Origin of the sequence: Nesterenkonia sp. LB17, assembly GCF_022565915.1 — a bacterium.
Lineage (GTDB): Bacteria > Actinomycetota > Actinomycetes > Actinomycetales > Micrococcaceae > Nesterenkonia.
The window spans coordinates 487,599-511,818 of sequence record NZ_JAJOYX010000003.1 but is presented as its reverse complement, the minus strand read 5'-3'; the positions used below and the strand labels follow the sequence as shown (position 1 = coordinate 511,818).

The following is a 24,220-nucleotide window of genomic DNA, read 5'->3' as shown; positions in this document are numbered from 1 at the left end:
AGGAATAGTGCAGGCGCGCAGACGTTGTGAGGAGAGAACCGTCCGGAGCACGCACATCCGGCGGACCCCGATTCGAGCAGGCACCCCCTGATCGCGAAGGAGCATCCCATGGCTGAATCTCAGCGCGTCGTCATCATCGGCGGCCACGGCAAGATCGCACTGCTGGCAGCACCGAAGCTGGTCGCCGCCGGCTTCACCGTCGAATCCCTGATCCGGGATCCCGACCAGGCCCAGGACATCACCGACGCAGGCGCCACGCCGCGGGTCCTCGACATCGAGTCCGCCAGCTCCGCAGAGCTGGGGCAGGCGTTCGCCGGCGCGCACGCCGTCGTCTTCGCCGCCGGTGCCGGCGGCGGGAACCCAGCCCGGACCAAGGCGGTGGACCATGAGGCCGCGGTGCGCAGCATGGATGCCGCCGCCGAGGCGGGCGTCTCCCGCTACGTGATGGTCTCCTACGCCCGCAGCGAGACCGACATCAACACGGTGGACCCGACGAGCTCGTTCTACCCCTACGCGCTGGCCAAGCACCAGGCCGACAGGCACCTGCGCGGCACCAGCCTGGACTACACCATCCTGGGTCCCGGCTCGCTGACCCTGGAGCCGGCCAGCGCGAAGATCACGGTGCTCGATCCGGCCACCGCGGGCGAGACCATGTCCGCCGAGGGCGCCTCCGTGGACACCTCCCGGGAGAACGTCGCCGAAGTCATCACCGAGACCCTGCGCAGCGGCTCCGCGGTGCGCGCCACGGTGAACTTCCTCGACGGCGAGACCCCCATCCCGGAGGCGCTGGCGTCGGTTTCGTCCTGAGTCTGAACAGGTGGTAACCTTCTGAGGCACGTGAACGCGGGATTCCGCGCGCAGGTGCCTCAGGATCTGTAGCTCAGTTGGTTAGAGCGCTCGCCTCACACGCGAGAGGTCGATGGTTCGAGTCCATTCAGATCCACTTTCTTCGCCTGTACTCCAGGCACCATCATTCACACACCCCTCAAGGCCCCGGCATCTGCCAGGGTCCTTTTGTGGTTATGTTGCTTGCGAGGAGGGTTCGTGGCACTCGAACACGTTGAACGGCATCCCACGGGAGGCTACGTCGCCGAGGCGATCGACCCCGTGCGCACCGAGCCCAACGCCGACGTCACCAACATCCCGGTGGTCCACTCCACCCAGGAGATCCTCGACGAGACCCCCACCGGGTTCGTCCAGACGCTGCGCAGCTCCTTCGCCTCCTCCTGGCACGCCTCCGCCGAAGCCGAGGCGGCGCTGGAGTGGGAGGAATACGACGCCGAGGCGGTGGCACGTGCCGCGGAGCAGCACGAGAACGAAGCGGCCCGGCACGAGTACGTCGCGGACCCCAGTTTCGAGCAGTCCTACACCACCCCGCACGGCGCGACAGCGCCCACGGACCACTACGCCTTCCCCGTCACCGGGGACTGGCACCAGACCGATGCGCTGGGCCCGCAGATCCCGACCGGCCCGCAGGAGACGACGACCTCCTGGGCCCAGCGCGGCGAGCATGCGCAGGGACCGGACTCCTCGGGTCTGATCAACCTGCCGCACGGCGCGCCGGGCGCACCGCTGCGGCAATCACCGGTGAGCCAATCTCCGCGGCGCCCCGCCGTGCCGCGGCCTTCCTGGTTCAAGTCCCGGCTGGGCGGCTCGGCTCGCCGCGACCCCGACTTCGACCCCGGGGTCTTCGACCGCAGGCCCCGCTCACCCCAGGTGCTGCGACGCATCATGCAGGCTGAGCGCGCGGCGACCGGCACCGTGCCGATCATCGACCGGCTCGCCGGCACCCCGTTCGAGAACCCGTACCAGGCCGAAGCGCACGTCGAGACCGACGAGCTGGCCACGATCGCCTTCGTGCTGGACCTCGGCGAGGCCCTGTTCCGCTACGGAGCCGGCGCGCTCGAGGTCGAGACCTCGATCATCGCCGTCACCGCGGCGTTCGGCATGAAGAACACCGACGCCGACATCACCAACCAGTCGATCAGCCTCAACTGGGCGCCTGACGGAAAGATCCCCTACTCGCGGGTGCGGGTGGTGCGGTCATGGTCGAACAACTTCCGAGCGCTCGCCTCGGTGCACCAGCTGGTCACCGACATCATCGCCGGTCGCCTCACCCGCGGCGACGCCGAGGAGCGGCTTCGCGAGATCATCCGCGAGCCCAAGCCCTACCCGCGCTGGATGGTGACGATCTGCGGGGCGATCTTCGCCAGCTTCTTCGCGGCGTTCCTCGGGGCTCCGCTGCTGGACGCCTCGCTCGGCTTCGCCGCAACCATCCTCGTGCTCTGGACCGTCCGGCTGCTCGCCACCCGGCGAGTCCCGGAGTTCTTCTGCCTGGCCGCCGGCGGGTTCGTCGCGACCTCCTTCGCCATGGGGGCCTTCGCGATGGACATGCCGATCCGTCCCTCCATGGTGGTGGCCGGCGGGCTGATGATCCTGCTGCCCTCCGCGCGGATCGTCTCGGCCATCCAGGACGGGATCAACGGATTCCCGATCACCGCGGCCGGTCGTCTGATGTCCACCATGATCGCCTTCGCCGGCATGACCGCCGGGATCATGGCCGCCGTGACGATCGCGAATCTGCTCGGCGCCCCGGAGGTCGAGGTGGCGGTGGGTCTGACTCGGATGTATCACCCCACCGTGCTGGTGGCGCTGGTGTTCTTGGCGGCGATGGCCGCCGCCGTCGTCGAACAGGCGAGCTGGCGGATGCTGCTGCCCATCGGTGCGGTCTCCGCGCTGGGATTCTGCGCCTTCTACGCCGCAGAGATCATCGGCCTGGGCGAACGCGTCACCCCGGTCTTCGGCGCCGTGGTGGTCGGGGCGCTGGGCCGGGTCCTCGCCCTGCGCATGGGGTCGCCTCAGCTGGTCGTGGCCGTGCCCGCGATGATGTTCATGCTCCCCGGGCTGATGGTCTTCCGCGGGATGTATCAGATCGCCATCGAATCCACGACCGTCCACATGATGGACGGGCTCACCGAGCTGTTCAACGCGCTGATCATCATCATGGCGATCGCCTCCGGGATCGTGCTCGGCGACGTGCTGATGAGACCGTTCACCGCAGGACTGCAGTCCCACGAACGATCGCGCACCCGACGCCGCTGACCGACCCGCGCTCGCGGACCTCGCGGCGCTGCTCGGTGCTGCGCGGCGCTGCTCGGTGCTGCGCCGGGGTCAGCCGTCGGGGTTCAGTCGCCAGTCCACCGGGTCTTCGCCGAGCCGGCGCAGCGCCTCATTCGCCTGTGAGAACGGTCGGGAGCCGAAGAACCCGCGTCGCGCTGAGAGCGGTGAGGGATGGGGGCTGGTGATGACCGCGGTGTGCTCGCCGGAATCGAGCACCGGCGCCAGCTTGCGCGCGTCGGCGCCCCAGAGGATCGAGACCAGGGGAGTGCCCCGATCCACCAGCGCGCGCAGCGCCGCCTCGGTGATCTGCTCCCAGCCGATGCCGCGATGCGAGGCCGGTGAACCCGCGCTGACCGTGAGCACCCGGTTGAGCATCAGCACCCCCTGCTGGGCCCATGCGGTGAGATCGCCGTGGGGACTCTTCGGGATCCCGAGGTCCGATTCGAGCTCGGTGAAGATGTTCCCGAGGCTGCGGGGCAGCGGACGCACCGCGGGGTCCACCGCGAAGGACATGCCGATGGCATGTCCCGGGGTCGGGTAGGGGTCCTGACCCAGAATCAGCACCTTCACCGCGTCGAAGGGCTGACGGAAGCCGCGCAGCACCAGCTCTGGGGAAGGCAGCACCTGCTCCCCGGCGTCACGGCGGCGGGCCAGCTCCTCGCGGACGGTCTCGAAGTGGGCGGACTCGCCGGCCAGGGCACGTTGCCAGCCCGTTTCCAGCGGAGCGATCAGTTCAGTCTCAGGTGTCATCGCCTCCACCATAGACAGCTCAGCCGATTGAACACACCGTCGAGCCCACGAGGGCCGATATTCCTGCAATGCGCGCTGCCCAGCCGTAGGATGACGGTGAGATGATCACTGAACAGCAGAAGAAGATGCTCGACCTGGAGCGCCAGTGGTGGAAGTACGCGGGCGCGAAGGACGAGGCCATCACCGATGCGCTCCAGATGTCAGCCGTGGCGTACTACCAGGCGCTGAATCTGCTGATCGACACGGAGGCGGCGCTGGCCCACGACCCGATGCTGGTGAAACGCCTGCGCCGGCAGCGGGATGCCCGGCACCGCGCCCGCGCGACCCGCCGCTGACGCAAGGTCGAGATCAGCAGCACCGAGCATCGCCCCCGCACTTTGAGGACAGGACCTATGAGCCAGCACCCGCACGACGAGTTCGACGACGTCCCCCCGTATCAGACCGGGGAGGCCGGCAAGCATCGGGCTCCAGGCGCAGCCGGAACGGGCGGGGCCGGTGGCAGCGGCCTGCGCTGGATCGGGCTCTTGGCTGGATTCGTGCTGCTCGTCGGGGCCTTCGCCTACTTCATCGTGCCGATGCTCTCCGACTCGGACCCGGACAGCACCGCCGAGGATCAGGATGCGGCGGTGTCCGAATCCGAGGACGACGCCGAGGATGACGCCGAGGCCGATGACGGCGCCGAGGGCGATGCGGACCAGACGGAGGAGCCCGCCGGGCCACAGCCGGCCAGCGACACCGAGACCCCGGTCCAGGTGGCCAACTACCAGGGCGCCGAGGGTGGCGCGACGGCGATGGGCGCCGAGCTCGAGGAGCTCGACTACAACGTGGTCTGGCAGGGCGACTGGGGCTTCGAGGAACGCGCCGAGACTCCGGCCGTGGTCTACCCAGCAGGCTCCGGAGACGCAGAGCAGGCCATCGCCGAGGAGCTTGCCGAGAGCTTCGGGGTCGACACCGTCGAAGAGCACGACCAGGCCAGCTTCGTCACCCTGATCATCGGGGACGAGTACGAGGGCTGAGCCCGCTCAGAGACCGTGCTCCGAAGGGGTGGTGCTCGCTCGTCCCGGCCTCCCAGGTCAGGCGAAGGCGGAGACTCCGGTCAGCTCACGACCGGCGATCAGCAGGTTGATGCCATGGGAGCCCTCGTAGGTATAGATCGCCTCGATGTCTCCTGCGATCTTGGCTGCTTCGTGATCGCTCAGTATGCCGTTCCCACCGAAGATCTCCCGCGCGGCGGCGGCGGACTCTCGTGCCAGCCGGGTCAGCGTCGCCTTGCCCAGGGACGCGTGCATCATGGTCAGCTCGCGGTCACTCTGCAGCCGGGTGAGCTCGGCCATGAAGGAGGTCGAGACCGCGAGGTTTCCGGCGACCTTGGCCAGAGCGGCCTGGACGAGCTGGAAAGACGCCAAGGGTGCACCGAACTGGTCGCGCCTCTTCGCATAGTCCCGTGCGATGTCCAGCAGGGCCTGCTGGGCGCCGACGGCCTGCCACCCCACCCATGCCCGTGAGCTTCGCAGTCCGGTGTTCGTGGCGGTGAACGAGGTCGCCCCTGGCAGCAGGGCGTCCTGCGGCAGGGTGACATCAAGTTCGATGTCGGCGTTCGGCATGATGCGCAGTCCGGTCTTGTGGGTGATCTTTCGGGCCTGGTATCCCGCACACGATGTGGGCACCAGAAAGCCTTTGACCTGCCCGTCAGCGGTGTCTCGCGCCCACACCAGGGCGACGTCGGCCACCGTGCCCATGCCGATCCAACGCTTGGACCCCTGGATGCGCCACTGTCCGCCGCGCAGAGTCGCCGACGTGGCCAGTCCGCCGGCCACGTCGGAGCCGTGCTCAGGCTCGGTGAGGCAGAAGGCGCCGAAGGCCCGCAGCCGGCGCAGGGCCGGAAGCCATTCCTCACGCTGACGCTCCGAGCCCAGGGCTTGGATCATGCCGACGATGAGCTCATTGTGGATGCCGATGACCGCAGAGATCGAGACGTCGGCGCGTGCCAGCGCGGTGTGGGCAAGGCCGCGGAGCAGCGGTGAGGAACCGTCGAGGTGCAGTTCGCCGAGTCCGATGCTGCCCAGCCCTGCAAGCATGTCGAGCGGAAGGCGATCGTCGTTCCACGGTTCGAGGGACTGGCGTCGAATGTTGCGCTGCGCGTACTCGTCGATGACGTTCAGCCGGTCACGTTCTGCCGGACCGAGGTGGCGGGCCAGGTGCATCAGATCAGGGTCTTCGGAAATGGGGTCTGCGGCAGCGTGGGCGTCCTGCTTGGTCATCGAGGTCTCCTTGTCATCCGGCGGATCCGGGGCTGGGTGGGCGGGCCGCCATGTCACTGCACGTAAAACTGCATCTTTACCAACTATATGACTTCCAAGTATATTCTAGAGTGACCAGAATCACACAGACCTCGAGGAGGAGCGCCATGACAGTGACCGAAGAGTTCCGCGCAGCTCGGGACCAGCTCGTCGGTGCCCAGCAGGACTGGGAGCGCGCGCGCCGGGATTTCCGCTGGCCTCGGTTCACGCATTTCAACTTCGGCTTCGACTGGTTCGATCAGGTGGCGAAGAGCCCCGAACGATCGGGTCAGGACGCGCTGGTGATCATGGAAGAAGATGGGTCTCGGCTCACCCGCACCTTCGCGCAGCTGCGCGAAGACTCCAATCGAGTGGCCAACTGGCTGACCAGCATCGGGGTGAGGCGAGGCGACCGCATCATCCTGATCCTCGGCAACCAGGTCGAGCTGTGGGAGACGATGCTCGGCGCGATCAAGCTCGGTGCTGTGCTGATCCCCACCACGACTCAGATGGGCCCACACGACCTGCAGGACCGAGTCGGTCGGGCCGAAGCGAGCTGGATCGTCGGAGATTCCGAGACGCTGCGGAAGTTCACGCAGGTCGAGGGTGACTATGCGCTCATCCACGTGCCGGGCGTGTACGCCGATCGGCAGGCAGCGGTGCGGCCTGCGGTGTCGGGCCGCACCGTCCACTCGTACCAGGAGGCCTACGCGGCCTCACCGGAGTTGGAGCAGGTCGTGCCGACTGCCGCTGATGAGACGATGCTGCTGTACTTCACCTCCGGCACGACGTCGAAGCCGAAGCTGGTCGAGCATACGCACACCTCGTACCCGGTGGGGCACCTCTCAACCCTGTACTGGATCGGGCTCGAGCCCGGCGATGTGCATCTGAACGTCTCTTCGCCGGGCTGGGCCAAGCACGCGTGGTCGAACTTCTTCGCGCCGTGGATCGCGGAGGCGACCATCTTCCTGTACAACTTCAGCAAGTTCGACGCCGCGGCGCTGATGCGGTCCATGGACGACGCCGGGGTCACGAGCTTCTGCGCCCCGCCCACGGTCTGGCGGATGCTCATCAAGGCGGACCTCGCGCAGTTGAAGAATCCACCGCGCGTCACGGTCTCGGCCGGAGAGCCGTTGAACCCGGAGGTCATCGAACAGGTCCAGCGGGCGTGGGGGTGCACGATCCGCGATGGCTTCGGACAGACCGAGTCCTCGCTGCAGATCGCCAACACTCCGGGCCGGCGGGTGAAGTTCGGCGCCATGGGTGTCCCGCTGCCGGGATTCGACGTCGCCCTGATCGACCCGGTGTCGGGTGAGGAGGCCGAGGAGGGGGAGATCTGTCTCGCCCTCGACCCGAGGCCGGTCGGTCTGATGAAGGGGTATTACGGCGCGGAGGAGAAGAACGCCGAGGTCTTCCGCGATGGCTACTACCACACGGGGGACATCGCCTCCCGTGACGGCAACGGCGTCATCACCTACGTGGGACGGGCCGATGACGTCTTCAAGTCCAGCGACTACAAGGTCTCACCGTTCGAGTTGGAATCCGTGCTCATCGAGCACCCTGCCGTGGTGGAAGCCGCGATCGTGCCCGCACCGGATGAGCTGCGGTTGGCGGTTCCCAAGGCGTACGTGACGCTGGCCTCCGGGTGGGAGCCGAACGAGGCCACCGCGGCGGAGATCCTCCAGTTCGCGCTGAACAAGCTGGCGCCCTATAAACGGATCCGGCGCATCGAGTTCGCGGAGCTTCCGAAGACGATCTCGGGGAAGATCCGGCGGGTCCAGCTGCGCCAGGCAGAGGAGCGGCGCGCCGAAGCCAGTGAGGGACTGGAGGGATTCGGGGTGGAGTACCGAGAAGCCGATCTGGGACTGAGGCGCCCATGACGCTGCCCGCCTGAGCCAGAGCCGGGGCCACGGTGAGGCCTCAGCCCTCGGCGCAGGTCCGACATCAGATGATTCCCAGATAAACTCCGGTCCATCCCCACAATGGTCGGACCGAGCACGGAAGAGGAGACGCCTACATGCACCCCCCGCTTGCCAAGGACCCGATCGCTGAGATCCAGAAGAACTGGGAGCGGCAGGGATGGACGTCCGCGGCCGCCCCCGCAGCGGCGGTCACCGCAATCATGCGGACGCAGCAGATCCTCTTGGCGCGAGCACGGGACATCCTGAAGCCGTTCAAGCTGACCTTCGCCCGCTATGAGGTGCTCGCGCTGCTGGGGTTCTCCCGAGAAGAGCGGCTGCCGATGAACAAGGCCAGCCAGCTGCTGCAGGTCCATCCGACGTCGATCACCAACGCCGTCGACCGGCTGGAGTCGGCGGGTCTGGTGCGCCGCGAGCCGCATGACTCTGACCGGCGCGCAATGCTCCTGGTGCTCACCCCGGAGGGCAAGCAGGTGGCCGAACAGGCGACCAAGGCGCTCAATGAGCAGCTCTTTGAGCGCACCGGGTTCGAGTCGCAGGAGATCGACCAGCTGAACACCATCTTGGCGAACTTCCGCCAGCGAGCGGGCGACTTCCCGTCCTGAACCGCCGGGTCAGCGATGCCTCCACTGAGGTTCGCGCTTCTGGATGAACGCGCTCATGCCTTCGGACTGATCCTCGAGTGAGAACAGCGAATGGAACATCCGCCGCTCGAACGCAAGGCCCTGATGCAGCGTGGAGTCGAAGGCCGCACCCACGGCCTCCTTGCCCATCTGCGCAGCCGGCTTGGATTTCGAGGCGATCAGCTCAGCGACCTTGGTGGCTTCCGCGACCGTGTCTTCGTCTGCCACGACTCGTGAGACCAGGCCGATGCGCTCGGCTTCATCGGCGTGGATGTGCCTCCCGGTGAGGATCATATCCATCGCCTTGGCCTTCCCGACCGATCGGGTGAGCCGCTGGGAGGCGCCCATCCCCGGGATGACCCCCAGGTTGATCTCGGGCTGACCGAACCTCGCACCTTCTCCGGCCACGATGACGTCGGCCATCATCGCGAGCTCACACCCGCCGCCCAGGGCGTAGCCGTTCACGGCAGCCACGATCGGGGTGCGCAGGCGGGTGAAGTCATCCCAGCGGCGGAACCAGTCCGCGGCATACATCCCCGGATGGTCCTGCTCCGACATCTCGTTGATATCGGCACCCGCCGCGAACGCCTTGTCCGAGCCGGTGACGAGGATCGCCCCGATGTCGGGGCTGGCGTCGAAGACGCCGGCGGCGTGGACGACCTCCTCCATCATCATGGTGGTCAGCGCGTTGAGGGATTCGGGCCGGTTCAGCGTGATCCTGCCGACCCTTGCTTCGGTCGAGACCAGGATCGTCGAATATTCGGTCATGCCTCACGCTCCTGCGTTGTGGGAGTTGTCTCGGATGGTGTTGATGATGGCGGAGAAGTCCTGCCGCTGCCCGGGACCCTGGGCGAACTCGGAGAAGATGGCCGCCGCGAGTCTTCCCAGCTGCGCATCGACCCCCTGTCGGTCCAACGCGTTGGTGGCGAGGGTGAGGTCCTTGGCCATCAGGGCGCCGGCGAAGCCAGGCGTGAAGTCACGGTTGGCGGGGGAGGTCGGCACGGGACCTGGGACGGGGCAGTTCGTGGTCAGCGCCCAGCACTGACCCGACGCGTTGGACACGACGTCGTAGAGCGCCTGGTGGTCCAGCCCCAGCCTTTCGCCCAGAACGAAGGCTTCACCCACGGCGATCTGGCTGATGCCGAGGATCATGTTGTTGCAGAGCTTCGCAGCCTGGCCCAGGCCGCTGCCGCCACAGTGGACCACCCGAGCGCCCATGATCTCCAACAGCGGGAGGACCTCCTGGAACACCTCGAGACGGCCTCCGGCCATGAACGCGAGGCTGCCGGCCTCGGCGCCGACCACGCCCCCGGAGACCGGTGCATCGGCGGCCCGGAATCCCGCGCGCTCGGCCAGCTCCGCAGCCTCCTGCGCCTCGGAGATGTTGATGGTGGAGCAGTCCAGGAAGATCGTCCCTGGCCTGGCCGCGGAGAGCAGTCCCGGTGAGTCCCGATAGGCCGAGAGCACGTGCTGACCCGAGGGCAGCATCGTGAGCACCACCTCAGATCTCGCGACGGCGTCAAGAGGGTCGGTGACGACATCGATTCCCTTGGAGCGGGCGGTCTCCACGGCTTCGGCGCTGAGGTCGAACCCGTAGACCTGCACACCGGCCTGGACGAGGTTCGCGGCCATCGGGCCACCCATGTTGCCGAGTCCGATGAACGCCACGGTGGGGTGTGTGTCGACGTCGTGTGTGGTGCTGTTCATGAATGTGCCTCCTGAATCGGTGAAAACAGCTCGAAGGTCGGATGTGGGCCGGGCAGGAAGTGCTCCTCGATCCTCATCTCGTCGACCTCCGGCAGGGTGGCCGGGTCCCACCGTGGGCTGCGGTCCCTGTCGATGACCTGCGCCCTGATGCCTTCGGCGAAGTCATGGCCGCGCAGCTGGTGCTGCCCGGCCGCATACTCCCGCACCAGGGCGGCCGACAGCTCCAGACGTGAGGCTTCGCGGATCCCGTGGAGCGTCAGCTTCAGCGCGGTGGGGGACCTGCTCAGGATGTCCTCTCGGGCCCGCGCCGCGTCCGGGTGCGTCGCTCCCCACGCCGCCAGCCGCTCGAGGATCTCTTCCGCGGTCTCGGCGGAATATGCGTCGTCGATCCAGTCCTGCGCGGACCGCAGCGGGGCGACCGGCGGGGTCTCGGTGAAGCCTGCCTTGACCTGGTCGAACGTCTCCTGCTCGAGGGCTTCCGCCAGCGCCGCCAGCTTGCCGGAGGGCACGTACACGTCGGCCAGGCCGAGGTGGATGGTGTCGGCGGCGCCGAAGATGCCCGCCGTCAGGCCCGCGTGGAGGCCCGCTCGTCCCGGTGAGCGGGCGAGCAGATGGGTCCCGCCGACGTCCGGGAAGTATCCGATGGTGGTCTCGGGCATGCCGGCCCTCGTGCGTTCGGTGACCACCCGGTGGCGGCCGTGGGCGGAGATGCCGATGCCGCCGCCCAGGGTGGCTCCGTCCATGAAGGCGATATACGGCTTCGGATACTGGCTGATCAGGTGGTTCAACCGGAACTCGGTGGCGAAGAACTCCGTGGTGGTGTAGTAGTCACGGCCGCTCGCCCGAGTGGCACGGATGTCTTCGTAGATGCTGCGCACGTCGCCTCCCGCGCAGAGGCCACGGTCTCCCGCGCCGAGGACCAGCACCTGGGAGACGCCCGGATCATCGCGCCATTCCTGCAGCTGGTGCAGCATCTGTCGCACCATGTTCAGGTTCAGCGCATTCATCGCCCCGGGCCGGTTCAGTCTGATGACGCCGAGGGTGCCGCGCGCCTCGAAGAGCACCTCAGCGGCCATCGCTCAGCTCCCCTCGGGCATGATGAAGCTCGCACCCTCTTTGGTTCCGGAGGGCCAGCGCGTGCTGACCGTCTTGGTCTTGGAGTAGAACTTCAGTCCATCCGCACCGTGCTGATTGAGGTCGCCGAATCCCGAGGCCTTCCAGCCGCCGAAGGTGTAATACGCGATCGGCACCGGGATCGGCACATTGACGCCGACCATGCCCACCTCCACCCGGGAGGCGAAGTCTCTGGCGGTGTCGCCGTCGCGGGTGAAGATCGCCACCCCATTGCCGAACTCGTGCTCCGTGGGCAGCCGCAGGGCCTCCTCATAGTCCCGGGCTCGTGCGATGCACAGCACCGGACCAAAGATCTCCTCCTTGTAGATGCGCATCGCTGGTGTGACGTGATCAAAGAGCGTCGCGCCGATCCAATACCCCTCGGGGTGGCCCTCGACGACGACGCCGCGCCCGTCCACCACCAGCTCAGCACCCTCCTCGACGCCGAGCCCGATGTAGCCCTCGATCCGCTGCTTCGCGTCCGCGCCCACGACCGGACCGAAGTCGCTGGAGGGATCCAGGGAGGGTCCGACGACGAGCTTCTCGATGCGCTCCAGGAGCTTGGCTCGCAGCGCCTCAGCGGTGGCCTCGCCGACGGGGACGGCGACCGAGATGGCCATGCATCGCTCACCGGCGGAGCCGTAGCCGGCGCCGATCAACGCGTCGGCGGCCTGATCGAGATCGGCGTCGGGCATGATCACCATGTGGTTCTTCGCGCCGCCGAAGCACTGTGCGCGTTTTCCCCGGGCGGCGGCCGCGGTGTAGATGGACTGGGCGACGGGGGTGGATCCGACGAACCCGATGGCCTTCACCCGGGGGTCCTCGATGAGGGCGTCCACCGATTCCTTGTCCCCATTGATCACGTTCAGCGTGCCGGGCGGCATGCCCGCCTCCAGTGCGAGCTCGGCCAGGCGCAGCGGCACCGAGGGGTTGCGCTCCGAGGGTTTCAGCACGAAGGTGTTGCCCGCGGCCAGGGCGGTTCCGGCTTTCCAGAGCGGAATCATGGCGGGGAAGTTGAACGGAGTGATGCCGGCGACGACTCCGAGAGGTTGGCGCAGGCTGTGGATGTCCATGCCGGTGGCCGCGTCGTGGGAGAACTCGCCCTTGAGCAGATGGGGAGCTCCGGCGCCGAACTCCACGACCTCCACGCCGCGCTGGATGTCGCCCAACGCATCGTCGAAGGTCTTGCCGTGCTCATTGGAGAGCGTCTCGGCAAGCTCATCACGGTGGGTATGGATCAGGTCGGCCCACTTCAGCAGAATGCGTCCGCGCCGCTGGGGGTTCAGAGCCGACCACTCTCCGAACGCGGCCTGGGCGGAATCGATGGCCTGGGAGACTTCCTCGGCGTTGGCCAGGGGCACCTCGGCGGTGACTTCGCCGCGGACCGGGTTGAAGACCTCGCGGCTCCTGCCTGAGGTGCCATGTATGTGTTTGCCGTGGATGAAGTGGGTCAGATCCGTCATGGACGTGCTCCTTCGCGTCGAGATCAGCCTCGGGGATGCCTGGCGAGGGGCTGATCGACCTGGTATCGCATGTGATTCAGCTCTCACTGTGTTAGCCTAAACTCAACTTATTGGAAGTGCAACTATCGAGCTTGCGACCGGTATTCGAGCCAGGGAGCTCCAATCGGCAGAGGATGAGGCATCATGACCGGGTCCAGCCCGGCACCGTCGCCATTGCGGACGCGCTGGGCCGGGTGGACATCGCCGGGGGAGTGGATCCCTCCACCCCGGCGATCACCCTCATGCAAGGTCTGCCCTCATGCTCAGCGTGGATGAACCAACTCGATGAAGGAGATTCGGATGGAACTGACACGAGCCAGCGCAATCGTCAGCGGAGGAGCCTCGGGCCTCGGCCATGCCACGGCGAAGGCCCTGATCATGGCGGGCGCGCAGGTGGTGGTCGTGGACCTCCCGGACGCCGAGGGCAGCACGGAGCGGGCCGACGCCGTGTCCTCGCTCGGTGGACGCGCCGCCTTCTGCCCCGGGGACATCACGGATCCGGCCACTTCTCGCGAGGCCGTCGCTGCGGCAGCCGGGCGGGGGCCGCTGCGGGTTGCCGTGAGCTGCGCCGGTGTGGCCACCCCGGGAAAGCTGCTGGGTCGAGACGGCCCGCTCTCCCAGGAGCAGTTCATGGGTGTCCTCGCCGTCAACGTCGGCGGCACGGTGAACCTGATGGCGCAGGCCGCCGCCGCGATGCGGGACAACGAACCCTCCGCCGGCGAGCGCGGGGTGCTGATCAACACCGCGTCGGTGGCCGCCTTCGAGGGTCAGATCGGTCAGATCGCCTACGCGGCCTCTAAGGGGGCAGTGGCCTCGCTGACCCTTCCGGCGGCCCGCGAGCTCGCCCGGCATGCCATCCGGGTGATGACGATCGCGCCCGGACTCTTCGAGACCCCCATGATGGCGGGTCTGCCCGAGGAGGCCAAGGAGTCGCTGCGCGCCAAGACGCTGCACCCCGCCCGGCTCGGTGCGCCCGAGGACTACGCCCAGCTGGTCATGCAGATCGTGGCCAACCCGATGCTCAACGGCGAGACCATCCGGCTCGACGGCGCGATCCGGCTCGAGCCCAGATAGCCGCGGCGCTCGCGGTCCGAGCCTCGTCGGGAGGGTCAGTCGCTCCAGCCGGTGTAGGAATCCGCGAAATAGGCCTGGCCGTGCACGGAGCCGGTGATCGCGTCGAACTCGCCGCGGCGACGCCGGTGGGTGAAGGGGTTCTCGTCCGGCTGACGGTGCAGAAGGTTCGTCGCCCAGTAGGAGAAGTTCTGCGCCTTCCATACCCGGTCCAGTGCAGTCCGGGAGTATCGACGCAGCGACTCCGGGGTCTCGGCCGCTTCTCCTTCATGGCCGGGCGCATCGGCGCGCAGCTCGGTGATGAACTCCTCCACGCACGGAATCAGCACCCGCACATCGGCGAAGGCCAGGTTCAGACCCTTGGCCCCGGTCGGCGGGACGGTGTGGCCGGCATCGCCGGCCAGAGCCAGCCGGCCGTGGCTGAGCGGGTCACAGACATAGGAGCGGAAGGGCAGCACGGTCTTGTCGATGATCGGTCCGCGCTTGAGCTGGACGCCGCCCTCGGTGCCGAGCACCTGCTGGATGTGGTCGAAGATCGCGTCCTCGGACCAGCTGTCCGGATCGGTGTCCGGGTCGCACTGGAAGTACATGCGCTGGACGGTCTCATTGCGCTGGGAGATCAGTGCGAAGCCGAGCTCGGAGTTCGCGTAGATCAGCTCTGGGGCGGTCGGTGGGGCCTCACAGAGGATCCCGAACCAGGCGAAGGGGTAGGAGATGAAGTGGTCGGTGCGCACCTCCTCGGGGATCAGCCTGCGACACATGGAGCGGGACCCGTCGGTGCCGATGATCAGGTCGGCCTCGATGCTGCGTGCCTGAGCGTGCGCGTCGGTGAAGCTGATCCGCGGCGACGTGGTCTCGATCCCGTGGACCTGGGTGTCGGTGACGGCCCAGTGGATCTCCCCGCCTTCTCGTTCCCAGGCGTTGGCGAGGTCGAAGAAGACCTCGTTCTGTGGGTAGAGCCAGACCGAGCGTCCGACCAGCGCCTGGAAGTCGATGCGATGCTGCTCTCCGTCGAAGCTGAGCACCGTGCCCTCGTGTTCATGACCCTCGGTGAGCACTCGTGACCCGACTTCGGCGTCCACCAGCATGCTCACCGTGGCGGCTTCGAGGATCCCTGCACGCTGAGTGTGGTGGATCGTGTCCTTCGTGCGGGTCTCGATCACGGCGGCGGAGATGCCGCGTCGCTTGAGCAGCAGCGCGGTCATCAGCCCTGCGGGGCCGCCGCCCACGATGCCGACGTCGACTCGGGTGGTGTGCGCGGTCATGTCTCTCCTTCTCCTGGGCCGGTTCGACCCTGTGCAGATCAGTCTGGTCAGCAGATGTGCCCAGCGCCACAGAGATCCCATTGAATGCGATGGCAGCGCGGGGCGCGGTTCACCCCTTGCCGCTGATCTCGCGCTGTATGCCCCGTGCGGCGATCTGCAGCATCTGCACCCAGGGTGCGGGGCGTCGGGCGACGTCGTCGTCGTCGGTGACCACGCCCAGGGCGGCGACCACGGAGCGGCCGCGCTGCCGGATCGGCACCGCGACTCCGGTGACCTCGCGCTCGATCACGCCGGTCTGCGCGCAGTAGCCCTGCTGGCGGACCTGTTCCAGCCGGTCCTCGGAGATGATCTGACCAGGTGACGCGTCCTGATGGTGGGTCCGGTAGAAGGTGCGGAACTCGGGGGAGGCGTGGGCCAGCAGCACGAGGCCGGTGGCCGAGACGTGCAGCGGCAGTCGGCCGGCGACCCCGCCGTGGATGCGCGGCGCCTCCCGTGCCGAGAGTCGGTCCACGAAGAGCACCTCGTGGCCTTCGATCACCCCGAGCTGCACATGCTGACCCATCACGGTGTGGACATCGGAGAGGTAGGGCCGGGCGCGCACGGCGAGCTTCATCGTCGGCGCCGAGCGGTTGGTCATCTCCCAGAGGCGGGTGCCGACCATGTACCCGGCCGGCAGGGACTCCAACCAGCCCAGCTCGGCCATGTCGCGGCAGAGCCGGTGCGCGGTGGCCGGCGGCAGGCCGGTGCGCCGGGCGATCTCGGCCGCGGTGAGCAGGCTGTCGGCCGCCGAGAAGGTGGAGAGCACCCGGTCAAGCCGGGCCAGGACCGAATCACCGGTGGGGGAGTTCGCCATGGATCACATGCTAGCTTCCGCGGCCCCGGCCGGGTCCCGGCTCACTCTCGCGCCGCGAGCGCGTCGGCGCGCAGCGCGCTGGCCGTGCGCTGGTGCAGCGAGATCCGCAGCACGACGACGGCGGCCAGTGCCACGATGATCCCGGCGCCGGTGTAGAGCGCGGTGGGGGTGGCGCCGAGGTCCAGCAGCGCTCCGACTGCGATCGGGGCGATGATGGCGCCGGTGCGGCCGACGCCGAGGGCGACGCCGACCCCGGTGGAGCGCAGCCGTGGCGCGTAGGTCATCGGGGCGATCGTGTAGATGCCGGAGATGCAGCCGTTGATGATCATGCCCAGCAGCACGCCGGCGACCAGCGCGGCCGGCAGCCACGCGGTGGCGTTGATGAACACGATGAACATCACCCCGGAGCCGATGGCGAAGACCGCCTGGACTCGACGCACGTCCCAGCGGGAGGCGAACACCCCGTACAGGACCGCACCGATGGTGCCGCCGATCATCAGCATGATCCCGCCCATGATTCCCTCATCGGTGGAGAAGCCGACCTCGGTGAGCAGCTGCGGGGTCCAGGTGTTGGCGAAGTAGAAGCCGAACATCACGATGAAGAACATCGCCCACAGCAGCAGCGTGTTGCGCCGGTTCTCCGGACTGAACAGCGCGGCGTAGGAGTTCTTGGAGCTGCCCGGCGTCTCGGTGTCACCCGTGTCGTAGTTCTCCAGGACCACCGGGCCGGTGATCCCCATCCGTGCGGCGATGTCCTCGGCGCGGCGCTGCTCAGAGCCGTCCCCTGCCGCCTGTGGGCTGGTGGCGCGGGCGCCGAGGAAGTCCAGGGACTCGGGCATCTTGAGCCAGACGAAGACCACGGCCAGCACGGTCACGGCACCGCCGAGCAGGAAGACCGCCTGCCAGCCGATGTTCCCGATCAGCGGGATGGCGGCCAGACCGCCCAGGGTCGCGCCCACAGGGTAGCCGGCCGCGTAGATGCTCATGCACAGGCCGCGGTATTTGGCGTTGGAGTACTCCGAGACCAGGACGGTGCCGGAGGTGAGGATGCCGCCCACGCCGAGCCCGGTGATGACCCGCCAGGCCATCAGCTCCGGCATCGAGGAGGCGGTGGCGGAGAGGAAGAGCCCGGCGGCATTGATGATCATCGCGATCATGAGCATCCGACGCCGTCCGAAGCGGTCCGCGAAGGGGCCCACCCAGATCGCGCCCAGCGCCATGCCGATCAGCCCTCCGCTGAGCAGCAGGCCCAGCTCGGTTCCGGTGAGGCCGAGGTCGGCCGAGACCGGGTTCGCGGTGAACGCCATGGCCTGCACGTCATAGCCGTCCAGGCCCATCAGGGCTGTGGCGAGGGCGACCACGAACCACTGGTAGCGGCTCATCGGTCGGGAGTCGATCGACTCGCGGAGGCTGGTCTGGGTCATGGGGATCTCCTTGCACGGCAGTGAAATTCCGTGGCTCAGCTCACAGAACCTGTTGGACGCTAGCCGCTCGTGACCCAGGGCACAATTGCGCGGCATGGACAGGCGTGGACGTCTCGATGAATGGGATCGGCCTTGACGGTGCGTCTGGACGATGGGCCCCATGGTGCGCCGCGGAGGGGCGTCTCGACCCCGCGGCGCCGCGACTACGCTTGGCCCATGGCAAACTCGCCCAGCGGTGACGCGGTGCTGGATCGTGCGATGCGGATCCTCACGGCGCTCGAGACCCGGACCAGCCTTCCCGCCGGGGAGCTCATCGACGCCGTCGGGCTGCCCCGGACCACCGGATACCGGCTGCTGCGCACGATGCGCGCGCACGGCCTGCTCGCCGTCGCGGCCTCCGGGGAGCTGGTCCTGGGGCAGCGGCTCTGGGAGATCGCCCAGAGCGCCCCGATCAGCCGCACGCTGCGCGCGGCGGCGCTTCCCTTCATGCATGACGTCAACGCGGTGGTCCGTCAGACCACCCAGCTCTCGGTGCTCGATGAGCAGGGGGTGCTGATCGTGGAGCGGCTCTCCCGTCATGGCGCGGTGGTCAACCCGGCCGAGGTGGCGACCACCATGCCGGCGCACCTGACCTCGATGGGGCACGTGCTGCTGGCCCATTCCCCGGCCCACGTGGTGGAGGGCTGGTGGGATCCGCGGCGGCAGCTGATCGAGGAGTCTCGGCCACAGCTGCGCCGCGAGCTCGCCGAGGCGCGCACCCGAGGTCATGCGCAGCTGAGCGGGATGATCAATGCCGAGACCACCGGCGTCTCGGTTCCGGTGCTGGGCGCCGATGGCCACGCGGTGGCGGCGCTGACCGTGGTCGTCCCGCGCGACTCCAGGGAGATCCCGCAGTTCCTGATGGCGCTGCAGACCGCCGGCCGCGGAATCACGCGCGCCCTGGAGGGCATGGGCCATTGAATGGCAATCGTGTGGCGGCCGGTGCTGCAGGCCGGGCAGACTGAGTGAGAACCACGTCACACCTCGGCGACGTACGCCGCTGATCCCCTTCAAGGAGCGAGAGCCCCATGGCCGAGAAGAACACAGACCCGGACGCCGCCGCAGTCTCCCAGGCGGAGATCGACGCGGAGATCGCCGCCATCCACGGCGAATATCGAGCCCAGCGCGACGCCGGCGCTCAGGTGGAGACCAACGCCCGGCTGAACTTCCCGCCCTACCGCAGCTCGCTGCTGCGGCACCCGACGAAGTCCCTGCATCACGCGGACCCCGAAGACATCGAGCTCTACAGCCCGGCCTTCGGCCATCGCGACGTCTCCCCGCTGGAGGCGGACCTGACCATCGCGCACAACGGCGAGCCCATCGGTGAACGGATCATCGTGACCGGCCGGGTCCTCGACGGTGAGGGCCGCGCCGTCGCCGGCCAGCTCGTGGAGATGTGGCAGGCCAACGCCGCCGGGCGCTATATGCACAAGCGCGACCAGCACCCCGCCCCGCTGGATCCCAACTTCACCGGTGTCGGGCGCACGCTGACCGGCCCCCATGGGGAATACAGCTTCACCACGATCAAACCTGCGCCCTATCCATGGAAGAACCACCACAACGCCTGGCGCTCGGCCCATATCCACTTCTCGCTCTTCGGCACCGACTTCACCCAGCGCATCGTGACCCAGATGTACTTCCCCGGGGACCCGATCTTCGATCTGGACCCGATCTACCAGTCCATCACCGACCAGGCCGCCCGCGATCGCCTGGTCGCCACCTACGACCACTCGGTCTCCCAGCATGAATGGAACACCGGTTACCGTTGGGACATCGTCCTTTCCGGAAGCAACCGCACCTGGGCCGAGCAGGAGGAGGAGCACTGAACATGAAACTCACCCCCACCCCCGCCCAGACCGTCGGACCCTTCTTCGGCTTCGCGCTGCCCTATCCCGGCGGCGAGGCACTCGTCGACCGCTCGCACCCGGGAGCCGTGCGGCTGCACGGGACGGTCTACGACGGCGACGGCGTGCCCGTGCCCGATGCGCTCCTGGAGATCTGGCAGCCGGATGAGCACGGGGCGATCTCGCGGCAGCCAGGGTCTCTGCACCGCGACGGCTACACCTTCACCGGGTGGGGCCGCGCCGCCGTCGACGGCGTGGGCCATTACTCCTTCACGACGGTGGAACCGGGCAGCACCGGCGCCGGCGTCGCACCCTATGTCCTGGTCACGATCTTCGCTCGCGGGCTCATGGATCGGCTCTTCACCCGGGCCTATCTGCCCGCCGACGCCGCCGCCCTCGAGCAGGACGCGCTGCTGAGCTCGGTGTCTGAGGATCGCCGCCACACCTTGATGGCCGCCCGGGAGTCCGATGGCAGCCTGCGCTTCGACATCCACCTTCAGGGCGCAGACGAGACCGTGTTCCTGACCTACCCCAACACCCCGCAGTTCACCGGCCCGGTGGAGTGATCGACAGGAGCGTGCCGCCAGCCATGACCGGACCCTACGGAATCCTCAGCCCGGTGTGGGCAGGCACCGCGACGGCGCAGCTGATGTCCGAGGAGTCCATCCTGCGGGCGATGCTGCGCGTCGAAGCGTCCTGGGCCCAGGCGCTCGCCGATGCCGGCGAGGCCCCTGCCCCCAGTGCCGCGGCCATCGTGGCGATCAGCGAGGACCCCGCGCGGGCCGGCCTCAGCGTCGAGGAGATCGCGTCGCAGAGTCCCGGCGGCGGGAACCCGGTGATCCCGATGCTGGCCGCCGTGCGCCGCGCCCTGGTCGAGGCCGGTGAATCCGATGCTGCGCTGCACCGGGGAGCCACCAGCCAGGACATCCTCGACACGGCGCTGATGCTGCTGTGCCGCGAGTCCGTTGCGGCTCTCTTGAGCGACGCGCGCCGGGCAGGAACAGCGCTGAGCAGGCTCAGCCAAGAACACCGGAACTCCGTCTGCGTGGCCCGCTCGCTGACCCAGCACGCGCTGCCGACCACGTTCGGGCTGCGCTGCGCCGGCTGGCTCGATGGGCTGACCCAGGCGATCCAGCGGCTGGAGCTGGCCGCGGCGAAGCTGCCGCTGCAGTGGGGCGGAGCCGTGGGCACCCAGGCCTCGCTCAGTGACTCACTCGGGCCGCAGCGAGCCGCCGCGCTGACCACCGATCTTGCGGCCCGCCTGGGACTGCGTGCGATGCCGCGACCTTGGCACACCCAGCGTCAGATGATCCTTGAGCTCGCCGCAGCGCTCGCCGGCCTGCTCGCGACGCTGGGAAAGGCCGCGGGAGATGTGCTCACCCTGCAGCGTCCTGAGGTCGCCGAGCTGCGCGAACCCACGGTGCCTGGCCGCGGCGGCTCCTCGGCGATGCCGCAGAAGCAGAACCCGGTACTCTCCACCCTGATCCGCTCGGCGGCCCTGGCTGGTCCGGGGCAGCTGAGCACGCTCTACCTGGCCGCGGCCACGGCAGAGGATGAACGCCCGGCGGGCGGCTGGCATGCCGAATGGCCGAGCCTGGTCGAGCTGGCCCGGCTCAGCGGCGGTGCCGCCACCCGCGCCGCCGAGCTGTTCGAGGGCCTCGTGGTGGACCCCGGGGCCATGGCGGTGAATCTGCGACTCAGCGGCGACGCCGTGCTGAGCGAGCGGCTCATGGCCCGCCTGGGCAGCTCCTTCCCCGGGGGCAGGCAGGCGCTGCAGGATGTGGTGCGGCGCAGCGCCGTCGAGCGCGTCGGCCTGCGCGGCCTGCTGGAGGAGCATCTCGGTGATTCGATCGCTCCAGCGGACCTCGATCGGCTGCTCGACCCGCACCGGTACCTGGGTCGGGCCCAAGAGTTCATCGATGCCGCCGTCGATGAGTTCAACCAGCAGGACTTCAACCAGCAGGACTTCAACCAGACTGCCGCGCAGCCGGAAGGACCCACCGACCATGCCTGAGCCAACTGTGTCTGAGCCGACGGCGTCTGAGTCAGGGACCGCACTGACTCTCACCCCGCAGCTGCTCTCCGGATCCGTGCAGGATCTCGCCGGCGGGACCCGCCCGGTGCTGGTGCTGGGGCCTTCCCTGGGGACCAGCGTCGCCGTCCTCTGGGAGGGTGCTGTGCCGCATCTCCAGGAGGCCTTCACCGTCATCGGCTGGGACCTGCCGGGCCACGGCGACGCGCAGCCCCATCCCGAGCCCTTCGAGATCACCGACCTCGCCGACGCCGTGGAGCACCTGGTCGCTGAGCTCGCCAGGTCCCACGGGATGCCTGCGGATCTTCCGGTCTACGCCGCCGGGGTGTCCATCGCCGGCACCGTCAGCCTGACCCTGGCGCTGCGCCCGCAGACGCGGTTCACCCGGCTGGCAGCCCTGTGCACGGCCGCGAAGATCGGTGACCCGCAGATGTGGAGCGAACGCGCCGAGCTCGTCGCGCAGGCCGGAACCCCCACCATGGTCGAAGGCTCGGCCCAGCGCTGGTTCGCCCCGGGGTTCATGGCCCGGCATCCGGCCGTGGTCACCGGACTGCTGAGCTCGCTGCAGCACGCCGATCGACACTCCTATGCCCAGGCCTGCCGCGCCCTTGGCCGCTACGACCTCACCGCCGAGCTCTCCGGCGTCGCCCGCCCGCTGCTGGTGATCAGCGGGGAACAGGACCCGGTCTGCCCACCCTCGGCGGTCCGGGACCTCGCCGCGGCCCCGCACACGAGGACCGCAGTGCTCGACGGCGTCGCTCACCAGGCCCCAGCCGAAGCACCCGAAGCCACCGCCCGACTGCTCAAGGAGTTCCTCGATGACTGATTCCAGCTACCAGGAGGGAATGAAGGTGCGCCGGGAGGTGCTCTCCGACGCCCACGTGGACCGCGCCGAGGCCCGCAAGGACAGCTTCACCGAGGACTTCCAGGAACTGATCACCAACTACGCCTGGGGATCGATCTGGACCCGCCCCGGACTGGACCGGCCCACCCGATCGGTGATCACCCTCACCGCGCTGATCGCCGGCGGCTACTGGGAAGAGCTGGAGATGCACATCCGCGCGGCGCTGCGCAACGGGCTCACCGAGGATCAGATCAAAGAGGTGTTCCTGCAGTGCGCCATCTACTGCTCGGTGCCCGCGGCGAACACCGCGTTCAGCATCGGGCGCCGAGTCCTGGAGGAAGAACGCACCAGCGGCGCCTGATCGCCCGCAGCGGTCCCGCTCAGCGGCGCGACATGTACAGGTTGAACGCCTTGGCCAGCAGCGGATTGACCGGGTAGTCCCATTCGCCGAGCGTCTGGACCACATCGGCGCCCATGGTCGTCTTGAACCGGGTGAGCCCGGCCAGCGGGTACTCAGGGTCCAGCGAGGGGCTGAGCCCGCCGAGGTCGAACCACTGGCAGCCTGCGGCCAGCGAGTCTTCGATCTGGCGCAGCTGCAGCGCGCGCGGGGCGTAGCGCTTGCGCTCCTCGGAGGAGGAGGCGCCGTAGACGTACCAGGCGAACTCTCCCTGCCGGACGTAGATCGCCGCGGCCAGGAGCTGATCCTCAAGATGCGCCAGATAGAGGGTGCACTCGCTCAGCGGCGAGGCATTGAGCTCGCGGTACATGTCCTGGAAGTAGGAGAGCGGCCGGCCGGTGAAGTCATCACGGTCGGCGGTCTCCGCGTAGAGCGCGTGCCAGGCCGGGAGGTCTGACTCGTCGCCGACGCTGACGCTCAGCTCGGAGCGGGTGGACTTCTTGGTCTGCCGGCGGGAGGACTGATCCATGCGGGCCAGCACGCCATCGATGGGCAGGGTGGCGCCGGTCTCGTCGGTGAGTGGAATGCGGGCCTGGAACTGGGGCTGCCCGGCCTCGAAGTCGGTGCTCGGGGCGGGGGCCTTGAAGCCCAGTGCGCGCAGCTGCTGCTGCCACTGGGCGGCCTGGGCGGCGCCGGCCGGATCGACCTCGAGCGGGTCGAGTTCTTCAATGCTGGTGTTCTCGCCGGCGGCCAGCGCGCGGCGGACCTCCTTGGCCTCCCACCGGCGCAGCACCGAGGGCAGGCCCATGCGGATCAGGAATGCGCCGGAGGCCTTGAGATGGGCGAGCAGCGGCGGGAGCAGCTGCTCCAGATCAGCGGCCGGGTCCAGCACTGGGCCCTCGGCCAGATAGGCGAGCGTCTTGTTCCCGAGCAGCGGCACCGCCGCGGGGATCGGGAGCCGACGGAAGAGCACCAGCGTGGCGGCCACCGGGGCGGATTCGGCTCCGGCGCTGGCGTCGAAGACTCCGAGGCTCTGGGCCCGCCACTCCTTCTTCACCGCGGGCCAGCGCGGGTTCTGCAGGAACGATGCGGTCTTCTGGTCGGCCAGGAAGCTGGTGTGCTCCTCTGCGCTGATCGGGCGGACCTCGTACACGGCGGCAACGCCTGAATCTCTATGCTCCATCACGCCTCAAGGGTACCGTCTGGTTCCTGTGCGGCTGGGAGATCAGGTTCAGGGGCAGTTCCGCTCCGCCGTCCCAGCCCGGCCCTCCTGCGCGAGAGCGGCGGCACAATCTGCCATCGGCGCAGAGGTTTGCACTCGGTAGGGGAGAGTGCTAAAAATTGGTTTAGCACTCTCGTGTCGAGACTGCTAGAGGAACCTGAGCAGGTGAGGCCATATAGATGTTCCCGGTGACGCGGGGACGGCCGTCCGTCGCGG

General features: G+C 68.3%; 23 protein-coding genes and 1 tRNA gene. 14 read left to right on the top strand and 10 right to left on the bottom strand.

What is annotated here, in order from left to right:
• Window positions 1–108 precede the first annotated feature (108 nt).
• The 3 genes from LTH96_RS09845 (at window position 109) to LTH96_RS09835 (ending at window position 3,102) form a co-directional block, all read left to right on the top strand.
• Window positions 109–807, top strand: coding sequence for an NAD(P)H-binding protein (locus LTH96_RS09845; RefSeq protein ID WP_241465539.1), 699 nt, complete (start codon window positions 109–111; stop codon window positions 805–807).
• A 62-nt stretch (window positions 808–869) separates the two neighbouring features.
• Window positions 870–943, top strand: a tRNA-Val gene (locus tag LTH96_RS09840).
• A 101-nt stretch (window positions 944–1,044) separates the two neighbouring features.
• Window positions 1,045–3,102 carry a threonine/serine exporter family protein gene (locus LTH96_RS09835; protein ID WP_241465538.1) on the top strand — a complete coding sequence of 686 codons (2,058 nt, stop codon included), beginning with the start codon at window positions 1,045–1,047 and terminating at the stop codon, window positions 3,100–3,102.
• 69 nt (window positions 3,103–3,171) lie between these two features.
• Here the strand turns inward: LTH96_RS09835 and LTH96_RS09830 are convergent, their stop codons facing one another.
• A complete protein-coding gene (locus LTH96_RS09830; protein WP_241465537.1) occupies window positions 3,172–3,870 on the bottom strand; it encodes a uracil-DNA glycosylase in 699 nt (232 codons plus the stop codon).
• A gap of 101 nt (window positions 3,871–3,971) precedes the next feature.
• Here LTH96_RS09830 and LTH96_RS09825 point away from each other — a divergent pair, with 101 nt between their 5' ends.
• Both LTH96_RS09825 and LTH96_RS09820 read left to right on the top strand, forming a co-directional pair.
• Window positions 3,972–4,205 carry a DUF3263 domain-containing protein gene (locus tag LTH96_RS09825; protein WP_241465536.1) on the top strand — a complete coding sequence of 78 codons (234 nt, stop codon included), beginning with the start codon at window positions 3,972–3,974 and terminating at the stop codon, window positions 4,203–4,205.
• 57 nt (window positions 4,206–4,262) lie between these two features.
• Window positions 4,263–4,886, top strand: coding sequence for a LytR C-terminal domain-containing protein (locus tag LTH96_RS09820; RefSeq protein WP_241465535.1), 624 nt, complete (start codon window positions 4,263–4,265; stop codon window positions 4,884–4,886).
• 57 nt (window positions 4,887–4,943) lie between these two features.
• Here LTH96_RS09820 and LTH96_RS09815 read toward each other — a convergent pair whose 3' ends face one another.
• Window positions 4,944–6,131, bottom strand: coding sequence for an acyl-CoA dehydrogenase family protein (locus tag LTH96_RS09815; RefSeq protein ID WP_241465534.1), 1,188 nt, complete (start codon window positions 6,129–6,131; stop codon window positions 4,944–4,946).
• A 146-nt stretch (window positions 6,132–6,277) separates the two neighbouring features.
• Here LTH96_RS09815 and LTH96_RS09810 point away from each other — a divergent pair, with 146 nt between their 5' ends.
• Together LTH96_RS09810 and LTH96_RS09805 are read left to right on the top strand one after the other, a co-directional pair.
• Complete coding sequence (locus LTH96_RS09810) at window positions 6,278–8,029, top strand: AMP-binding protein (RefSeq protein ID WP_241465533.1); 1,752 nt, start codon at window positions 6,278–6,280, stop codon at window positions 8,027–8,029.
• A 137-nt stretch (window positions 8,030–8,166) separates the two neighbouring features.
• Window positions 8,167–8,673: a MarR family winged helix-turn-helix transcriptional regulator gene (locus LTH96_RS09805; RefSeq protein WP_241465532.1), complete on the top strand. Its 507-nt coding sequence runs from the start codon at window positions 8,167–8,169 to the stop codon at window positions 8,671–8,673.
• A gap of 9 nt (window positions 8,674–8,682) precedes the next feature.
• On the opposite strand, the gene LTH96_RS09800 is transcribed toward LTH96_RS09805, so the two are convergent.
• From LTH96_RS09800 to LTH96_RS09785, 4 genes are read right to left on the bottom strand one after another with little or no spacing between them, the layout of a single operon-like run.
• Window positions 8,683–9,459: an enoyl-CoA hydratase-related protein gene (locus LTH96_RS09800; RefSeq protein WP_241465531.1), complete on the bottom strand. Its 777-nt coding sequence runs from the start codon at window positions 9,457–9,459 to the stop codon at window positions 8,683–8,685.
• Between the two features lie 3 nt (window positions 9,460–9,462).
• On the bottom strand, window positions 9,463–10,398 hold the full coding sequence (gene mmsB, locus LTH96_RS09795; RefSeq protein ID WP_241465530.1) for a 3-hydroxyisobutyrate dehydrogenase: 936 nt from the start codon (window positions 10,396–10,398) through the stop codon (window positions 9,463–9,465).
• On the bottom strand, window positions 10,395–11,474 hold the full coding sequence (locus LTH96_RS09790; RefSeq protein WP_241465529.1) for an enoyl-CoA hydratase/isomerase family protein: 1,080 nt from the start codon (window positions 11,472–11,474) through the stop codon (window positions 10,395–10,397). The genes mmsB and LTH96_RS09790 overlap by 4 nt, the downstream gene beginning before the upstream one ends.
• A 3-nt stretch (window positions 11,475–11,477) precedes the next feature.
• On the bottom strand, window positions 11,478–12,974 hold the full coding sequence (locus tag LTH96_RS09785) for a CoA-acylating methylmalonate-semialdehyde dehydrogenase (RefSeq protein WP_241465528.1): 1,497 nt from the start codon (window positions 12,972–12,974) through the stop codon (window positions 11,478–11,480).
• Between the two features lie 339 nt (window positions 12,975–13,313).
• Here LTH96_RS09785 and LTH96_RS09780 point away from each other — a divergent pair, with 339 nt between their 5' ends.
• Window positions 13,314–14,087 carry an SDR family NAD(P)-dependent oxidoreductase gene (locus LTH96_RS09780; RefSeq protein ID WP_241465527.1) on the top strand — a complete coding sequence of 258 codons (774 nt, stop codon included), beginning with the start codon at window positions 13,314–13,316 and terminating at the stop codon, window positions 14,085–14,087.
• A gap of 35 nt (window positions 14,088–14,122) precedes the next feature.
• Here the strand turns inward: LTH96_RS09780 and LTH96_RS09775 are convergent, their stop codons facing one another.
• The 3 genes from LTH96_RS09775 to LTH96_RS09765 form a co-directional block, all read right to left on the bottom strand.
• The gene (locus LTH96_RS09775) at window positions 14,123–15,349 is read right to left on the bottom strand and encodes a 4-hydroxybenzoate 3-monooxygenase (protein WP_241465526.1); all 1,227 of its coding nucleotides are present in this window, start codon (window positions 15,347–15,349) and stop codon (window positions 14,123–14,125) included.
• Between the two features lie 109 nt (window positions 15,350–15,458).
• On the bottom strand, window positions 15,459–16,202 hold the full coding sequence (locus LTH96_RS09770) for an IclR family transcriptional regulator (RefSeq protein ID WP_241465525.1): 744 nt from the start codon (window positions 16,200–16,202) through the stop codon (window positions 15,459–15,461).
• A 41-nt stretch (window positions 16,203–16,243) separates the two neighbouring features.
• Window positions 16,244–17,626, bottom strand: coding sequence for an MFS transporter (locus LTH96_RS09765; RefSeq protein WP_241465524.1), 1,383 nt, complete (start codon window positions 17,624–17,626; stop codon window positions 16,244–16,246).
• 216 nt (window positions 17,627–17,842) lie between these two features.
• Between LTH96_RS09765 and LTH96_RS09760 the strand changes: the two genes are divergently transcribed.
• The 6 genes from LTH96_RS09760 to pcaC all read left to right on the top strand — a co-directional run bounded on the left by LTH96_RS09760 (window position 17,843) and on the right by pcaC (window position 22,746).
• Window positions 17,843–18,586, top strand: coding sequence for an IclR family transcriptional regulator (locus LTH96_RS09760; RefSeq protein WP_241465523.1), 744 nt, complete (start codon window positions 17,843–17,845; stop codon window positions 18,584–18,586).
• Window positions 18,587–18,693: 107 nt separating this feature from the next.
• Complete coding sequence (gene pcaH / locus LTH96_RS09755; RefSeq protein WP_241465522.1) at window positions 18,694–19,491, top strand: protocatechuate 3,4-dioxygenase subunit beta; 798 nt, start codon at window positions 18,694–18,696, stop codon at window positions 19,489–19,491.
• A 2-nt stretch (window positions 19,492–19,493) separates the two neighbouring features.
• Window positions 19,494–20,075, top strand: a complete 582-nt coding sequence (gene pcaG, locus LTH96_RS09750; RefSeq protein ID WP_241465521.1) for a protocatechuate 3,4-dioxygenase subunit alpha — start codon at window positions 19,494–19,496, stop codon at window positions 20,073–20,075.
• A 23-nt stretch (window positions 20,076–20,098) separates the two neighbouring features.
• Entirely contained in the window at window positions 20,099–21,523 is a 1,425-nt protein-coding gene (locus tag LTH96_RS09745) for a lyase family protein (protein ID WP_241465520.1), read from the top strand.
• Window positions 21,516–22,367 (top strand): alpha/beta fold hydrolase, encoded by an 852-nt coding sequence (locus LTH96_RS09740; protein WP_241465519.1) that lies wholly within the window; start codon window positions 21,516–21,518, stop codon window positions 22,365–22,367. The genes LTH96_RS09745 and LTH96_RS09740 overlap by 8 nt, the downstream gene beginning before the upstream one ends.
• A complete protein-coding gene (gene pcaC / locus LTH96_RS09735; RefSeq protein WP_241465518.1) occupies window positions 22,360–22,746 on the top strand; it encodes a 4-carboxymuconolactone decarboxylase in 387 nt (128 codons plus the stop codon). Before LTH96_RS09740 ends, pcaC begins: the two co-directional genes overlap by 8 nt.
• Before the next feature lie 19 nt (window positions 22,747–22,765).
• On the opposite strand, the gene LTH96_RS09730 is transcribed toward pcaC, so the two are convergent.
• The gene (locus LTH96_RS09730) at window positions 22,766–23,965 is read right to left on the bottom strand and encodes a peptidoglycan bridge formation glycyltransferase FemA/FemB family protein (RefSeq protein ID WP_241465517.1); all 1,200 of its coding nucleotides are present in this window, start codon (window positions 23,963–23,965) and stop codon (window positions 22,766–22,768) included.
• Window positions 23,966–24,220: the final 255 nt, after the last annotated feature.

Coding starts and splice junctions, on each gene's coding strand:
- LTH96_RS09845 (WP_241465539.1), top strand. CDS start 109: ATGGCTGAATCTCAGCGCGTCGTCATCATCGGCGGCCACGGCAAGATC.
- LTH96_RS09830 (WP_241465537.1), bottom strand. CDS start 3,870: ATGACACCTGAGACTGAACTGATCGCTCCGCTGGAAACGGGCTGGCAA.
- LTH96_RS09825 (WP_241465536.1), top strand. CDS start 3,972: ATGATCACTGAACAGCAGAAGAAGATGCTCGACCTGGAGCGCCAGTGG.
- LTH96_RS09820 (WP_241465535.1), top strand. CDS start 4,263: ATGAGCCAGCACCCGCACGACGAGTTCGACGACGTCCCCCCGTATCAG.
- LTH96_RS09815 (WP_241465534.1), bottom strand. CDS start 6,131: ATGACCAAGCAGGACGCCCACGCTGCCGCAGACCCCATTTCCGAAGAC.
- LTH96_RS09810 (WP_241465533.1), top strand. CDS start 6,278: ATGACAGTGACCGAAGAGTTCCGCGCAGCTCGGGACCAGCTCGTCGGT.
- LTH96_RS09805 (WP_241465532.1), top strand. CDS start 8,167: ATGCACCCCCCGCTTGCCAAGGACCCGATCGCTGAGATCCAGAAGAAC.
- LTH96_RS09800 (WP_241465531.1), bottom strand. CDS start 9,459: ATGACCGAATATTCGACGATCCTGGTCTCGACCGAAGCAAGGGTCGGC.
- mmsB (WP_241465530.1), bottom strand. CDS start 10,398: ATGAACAGCACCACACACGACGTCGACACACACCCCACCGTGGCGTTC.
- LTH96_RS09790 (WP_241465529.1), bottom strand. CDS start 11,474: ATGGCCGCTGAGGTGCTCTTCGAGGCGCGCGGCACCCTCGGCGTCATC.
- LTH96_RS09785 (WP_241465528.1), bottom strand. CDS start 12,974: ATGACGGATCTGACCCACTTCATCCACGGCAAACACATACATGGCACC.
- LTH96_RS09780 (WP_241465527.1), top strand. CDS start 13,314: ATGGAACTGACACGAGCCAGCGCAATCGTCAGCGGAGGAGCCTCGGGC.
- LTH96_RS09775 (WP_241465526.1), bottom strand. CDS start 15,349: ATGACCGCGCACACCACCCGAGTCGACGTCGGCATCGTGGGCGGCGGC.
- LTH96_RS09770 (WP_241465525.1), bottom strand. CDS start 16,202: ATGGCGAACTCCCCCACCGGTGATTCGGTCCTGGCCCGGCTTGACCGG.
- LTH96_RS09765 (WP_241465524.1), bottom strand. CDS start 17,626: ATGACCCAGACCAGCCTCCGCGAGTCGATCGACTCCCGACCGATGAGC.
- LTH96_RS09760 (WP_241465523.1), top strand. CDS start 17,843: ATGGCAAACTCGCCCAGCGGTGACGCGGTGCTGGATCGTGCGATGCGG.
- pcaH (WP_241465522.1), top strand. CDS start 18,694: ATGGCCGAGAAGAACACAGACCCGGACGCCGCCGCAGTCTCCCAGGCG.
- pcaG (WP_241465521.1), top strand. CDS start 19,494: ATGAAACTCACCCCCACCCCCGCCCAGACCGTCGGACCCTTCTTCGGC.
- LTH96_RS09745 (WP_241465520.1), top strand. CDS start 20,099: ATGACCGGACCCTACGGAATCCTCAGCCCGGTGTGGGCAGGCACCGCG.
- LTH96_RS09740 (WP_241465519.1), top strand. CDS start 21,516: ATGCCTGAGCCAACTGTGTCTGAGCCGACGGCGTCTGAGTCAGGGACC.
- pcaC (WP_241465518.1), top strand. CDS start 22,360: ATGACTGATTCCAGCTACCAGGAGGGAATGAAGGTGCGCCGGGAGGTG.
- LTH96_RS09730 (WP_241465517.1), bottom strand. CDS start 23,965: ATGGAGCATAGAGATTCAGGCGTTGCCGCCGTGTACGAGGTCCGCCCG.